The sequence below is a fragment of the Shigella sp. SIG6 genome (genome assembly GCF_053555815.1).
Genome location: NZ_JBQZXC010000193.1, coordinates 1 through 4,532, shown reverse-complemented (window position 1 = coordinate 4,532; position 4,532 = coordinate 1). Strand labels below are relative to the sequence as shown.

General features: G+C 48.5%; 4 protein-coding genes and 2 pseudogenes. 5 read left to right on the top strand and 1 reads right to left on the bottom strand.

The annotated features are described in order from the left end of the window. Positions 1–43 precede the first annotated feature (43 nt). Positions 44–610, top strand: a complete 567-nt coding sequence (locus ACUU1M_RS18925; RefSeq protein ID WP_000011108.1) for a cytochrome b — start codon at positions 44–46, stop codon at positions 608–610. Between the two features lie 3 nt (positions 611–613). Further along, positions 614–1,189, top strand: coding sequence for a YceI family protein (locus tag ACUU1M_RS18920; RefSeq protein ID WP_000749269.1), 576 nt, complete (start codon positions 614–616; stop codon positions 1,187–1,189). Positions 1,190–1,230: 41 nt separating this feature from the next. Here ACUU1M_RS18920 and trhO read toward each other — a convergent pair whose 3' ends face one another. Then, positions 1,231–2,283 carry an oxygen-dependent tRNA uridine(34) hydroxylase TrhO gene (trhO, locus tag ACUU1M_RS18915; RefSeq protein WP_001144616.1) on the bottom strand — a complete coding sequence of 351 codons (1,053 nt, stop codon included), beginning with the start codon at positions 2,281–2,283 and terminating at the stop codon, positions 1,231–1,233. A 224-nt stretch (positions 2,284–2,507) separates the two neighbouring features. Between trhO and lpxL the strand changes: the two genes are divergently transcribed. The 3 genes and pseudogenes from lpxL to ACUU1M_RS18900 all read left to right on the top strand — a co-directional run. After that, positions 2,508–3,428, top strand: a complete 921-nt coding sequence (gene lpxL / locus ACUU1M_RS18910) for a kdo(2)-lipid IV(A) lauroyltransferase (protein WP_005062003.1) — start codon at positions 2,508–2,510, stop codon at positions 3,426–3,428. A 171-nt stretch (positions 3,429–3,599) separates the two neighbouring features. Next, a pseudogene (locus tag ACUU1M_RS18905) lies at positions 3,600–3,785 on the top strand (hypothetical protein); the annotation flags it as partial. Between the two features lie 35 nt (positions 3,786–3,820). After that, a pseudogene (locus ACUU1M_RS18900) lies at positions 3,821–4,532 on the top strand (recombinase family protein); the annotation flags it as partial.

Genomic DNA, 4,532 nt, shown 5'->3' with positions numbered 1-4,532 from the left:
CACGCCATTTTCTTTCTCTCGCAAATTCGTATTGGATGCACTTATGTCATTCACAAATACCCCTGAACGCTATGGTGTTATATCTGCGGCCTTCCATTGGCTAAGCGCAATTATTGTCTACGGCATGTTTGCTTTAGGTCTGTGGATGGTCACGCTCAGTTATTACGATGGCTGGTATCACAAAGCACCCGAACTGCATAAAAGCATCGGTATTTTGTTAATGATGGGGCTGGTTATTCGCGTTCTGTGGCGTGTCATATCTCCACCGCCGGGTCCGCTGCCGAGTTATTCGCCCATGACTCGTCTTGCCGCAAAAGCTGGACATCTCGCATTGTACCTATTGCTGTTCGCCATCGGCATCAGCGGCTATCTGATCTCAACTGCCGATGGTAAACCGATCAGCGTTTTTGGCTGGTTTGACGTCCCCGCGACCCTTGCCGACGCTGGCGCACAGGCAGACTTTGCCGGTGCCCTGCATTTTTGGCTCGCGTGGAGCGTCGTAGTACTGTCTGTTATGCACGGATTTATGGCCCTGAAGCATCATTTCATCGATAAAGACGACACTCTGAAGCGCATGCTGGGAAAGTCGTCATCTGACTATGGAGTATAAAAAATGAAAAAAAGCCTGCTTGGTTTAACCTTCGCGTCCCTGATGTTCTCTGCCGGTTCAGCGGTTGCCGCCGATTACAAAATTGACAAAGAAGGTCAGCACGCCTTTGTTAACTTCCGCATACAGCATCTTGGCTATAGCTGGTTATATGGCACCTTTAAAGATTTCGACGGTACTTTTACCTTTGATGAAAAAAATCCGGCTGCCGATAAAGTGAATGTGACAATTAACACCACCAGCGTCGATACTAACCACGCCGAACGCGATAAACATCTTCGCAGTGCGGATTTTCTCAATACCACAAAATATCCACAGGCAACATTCACCTCCACCAGCGTGAAGAAAGACGGTGACGAACTGGATATTACCGGCGATCTGACGCTGAATGGCGTAACCAAACCCGTCACGCTGGAAGCGAAATTAATTGGTCAGGGCGACGACCCATGGGGCGGTAAACGTGCAGGCTTTGAGGCCGAAGGCAAAATTAAGCTCAAAGACTTCAATATCAAGACAGATTTAGGTCCAGCTTCTCAGGAAGTGGATCTGATTATTTCAGTGGAAGGCGTACAGCAGAAGTAAGAGTGAAATGTTGCCGGATGGCACGCATCCGGCAATGATATTTATTCTGTTGGATCAGGAATACCCAGTGTTGTATTCAGACGTCCACGAGACTTATTAAAGATCTTATTGCCATTTTCACGTCCTGCCCGACGGCGTCGCTGTTCTTCTGGCGGTAACGCGCTTTCTTCGCAGCAAATCTCACTACAACAACCTTTGTATTTTTCCGCGCATACTGGACACTGAATAAACAGCAGGTGGCAGCCATCATTTTTACAGTTGGTATGGCTGTCGCACGGCGCGCCGCACTGGTGGCAATGCGCGATAATCTCATCCGATATACGTTCGCCCATCCGCTCGTCAAAAACAAAATTTTTGCCAATAAAACGCACCGGCAAGCCCTGCTCGCGCGCCTTACGGGCGTATTCAATAATTCCGCCCTCGATATGCCAGACTTTGTTGAATCCGTTATGTTTCATCCAGGCACTGGCCTTTTCACAACGAATGCCGCCGGTGCAGTACATGACGATTTTTTTATCTTTATGTGCCTGCATCATCTCGACTGCTTTTGGCAGCTGCTCACGGAAGGTATCTGCCGGAATTTCGAGCGCGTTTTCAAAGTGCCCCACTTCATACTCATAGTGGTTACGCATGTCGATAAATAGTGCATCAGGATCGTCAAGCATGGCGTTCACTTCCGCCGCTTGCAGATACTCACCAACATTGCTGGCATCAAAGTGAGGATCGTCAATACCGTCGGCAACAATGCGATCGCGTACCTTCATGCGCAGTACCCAGAAGGATTTCCCGTCATCATCCAACGCGATATTCAGGCGTAAACCCTCTAAAGCCGGGTCGAAGGCATAGAGCTGCGCGCGAAATGTTTCAACATTGCTCGCAGGTACGCTGATTTGCGCGTTAATGCCCTCATGCGCCAGATACACTCGCCCAAAAACATTCAGCGCGGTAAACAGCTGATATAAAGCGTCACGGGTCGCCTTAGGATCGGCGATGTGGAAATACTTGTAAAACGAAATGGTGGTTCGCGGTTCGCTCTCAGCCAACATTTTGGCTTTTAACGCGTCGTTGGAAATGCGGTTGTGTAACACTGGCATGGTGTACGGTTCCTGCGAGATGGGAAAGTAAAAATCCGCGGCATGATATAGCAATTATCGATAATTAACATCCACACATTTTACGCTACATTTGCGCATTAAAAATTATTTGTTATTTACAAGCGCGGCAATTTCGCCCAGTCTTCAGCCACAAATTTTGGTTGCGGGCGAAAAAATGCGACAATACATACAATTGCCCGTATAGGTTGAAAAACAGGATTGATATGACGAATCTACCCAAGTTCTCCACCGCACTGCTTCATCCGCGTTATTGGTTAACCTGGTTGGGTATTGGCGTACTTTGGTTGGTCGTGCAATTGCCCTACCCGATTATCTACCGCCTCGGTTGTGGATTAGGAAAACTGGCGTTACGTTTTATGAAACGACGCGCAAAAATTGTGCATCGCAACCTGGAACTGTGCTTCCCGGAAATGAGCGAACAAGAACGCCGTAAAATGGTGGTGAAGAATTTCGAATCCGTTGGCATGGGCCTGATGGAAACCGGTATGGCGTGGTTCTGGCCGGACCGCCGAATCGCCCGCTGGACGGAAGTGATCGGCATGGAACACATTCGTGACGTGCAGGCGCAAAAACGCGGCATCCTGTTAGTTGGCATCCATTTTCTGACACTGGAGCTGGGCGCGCGGCAGTTTGGTATGCAGGAACCGGGGATTGGCGTTTACCGCCCGAACGATAATCCACTGATTGACTGGCTACAAACCTGGGGCCGTTTGCGCTCAAATAAATCGATGCTCGACCGCAAAGATTTAAAAGGCATGATTAAAGCCCTGAAAAAAGGCGAAGTGGTCTGGTACGCACCAGATCATGATTACGGCCCGCGCTCAAGCGTTTTCGTCCCGTTATTTGCCGTTGAGCAGGCTGCGACCACGACCGGAACCTGGATGCTGGCACGGATGTCCGGCGCATGTCTGGTGCCCTTCGTTCCACGCCGTAAGCCAGATGGCAAAGGGTATCAATTGATTATGCTGCCGCCAGAGTGTTCTCCGCCACTGGATGATGCCGAAACTACCGCCGCGTGGATGAACAAAGTGGTCGAAAAATGCATCATGATGGCACCAGAGCAGTATATGTGGTTACACCGTCGCTTTAAAACACGCCCGGAAGGCGTTCCTTCACGCTATTAAATCTCCCATGCCGGATGCTTCAGAATGGCATCCGGCATTACCACAGCAAATCCCCCTGATTTAGCGATAAAAGCTCTCTGGATTGCGCCCCCTGGAAGTCGGGCGCATAATTAGTGTGTTTATCTTTTCTTCTTATGTTCACCGCGCCTGGCGCACCAACAGCGGATTGCTATGTCACCCTGTGAAAATGACACCCCTATAAACTGGAAACGAAACCTGATCGTCGCCTGGCTAGGCTGTTTTCTTACCGGGGCCGCCTTCAGTCTGGTAATGCCCTTCTTACCCCTCTACGTTGAGCAGCTTGGTGTTACCGGCCACTCCGCCCTGAATATGTGGTCCGGTATTGTCTTCAGTATAATGGGTTCCTAAACACATCATTTTAGGTATTGAATATGAGACGGGCAATCAGCTACATCAGATTTTCAAGTGAACGACAACTGAAAGGGGACTCTGTACGCCGACAATCTAAGCTGGTTACTGACTGGCTTGATAAGAACCCTGAGTTTTACTTGGATTCATCCTTGAGCTTTAAAGATTTGGGGAAAAGTGCTTTTAGTGGTAAGCACCTGAAAGGTGGTCTAGGTGACTTTTTAACCGCTATCGAGAAAGGGCTTGTTAAAGCTGGTGATACGCTACTAATCGAGAGTTTAGACCGTCTGTCACGTCAGGATATTGATATTGCTTCTGAGCTATTACGCCGTATCTTAAGGGCTGGTGTAGATGTAGTCACACTAAGCGATGGAGAACATTACACACGAGAAAGTTTAAAAGACCCGTTAGCCCTGATTAAAAGCATTCTGATAATGCAGCGGGCGCATGAGGAAAGTTTGAGGAAGTCTGAGCGTGTCCAAGCTGCATGGAACCGTAAAAAAGAACTCATCTCCGAAGGTATCTAGGCGTTGTCCTGCATGGTTAAGGCTGAATGATGACCGTCGAACATTCACAATCATTCCTGATAAAGTGGAAGTTGTTAAACGAGCATTTGACCTGAGATTACAGGGTTTAAGCTTTTGGGCTATCACCAGAACTTTAAATGATGAAGGTCACTTGTCATTGAATCAATACACACCCAAACAAAAGGGGTGGTCTGATACTGCTGTAAAT

What these genes read in the sequence shown, in the direction of transcription:
- lpxL (WP_005062003.1), top strand. Translation starts at nt 2,508, where the DNA reads ATGACGAATCTACCCAAGTTCTCCACCGCACTGCTTCATCCGCGTTAT.
- ACUU1M_RS18925 (WP_000011108.1), top strand. Translation starts at nt 44, where the DNA reads ATGTCATTCACAAATACCCCTGAACGCTATGGTGTTATATCTGCGGCC.
- trhO (WP_001144616.1), bottom strand. Translation starts at nt 2,283, where the DNA reads ATGCCAGTGTTACACAACCGCATTTCCAACGACGCGTTAAAAGCCAAA.
- ACUU1M_RS18920 (WP_000749269.1), top strand. Translation starts at nt 614, where the DNA reads ATGAAAAAAAGCCTGCTTGGTTTAACCTTCGCGTCCCTGATGTTCTCT.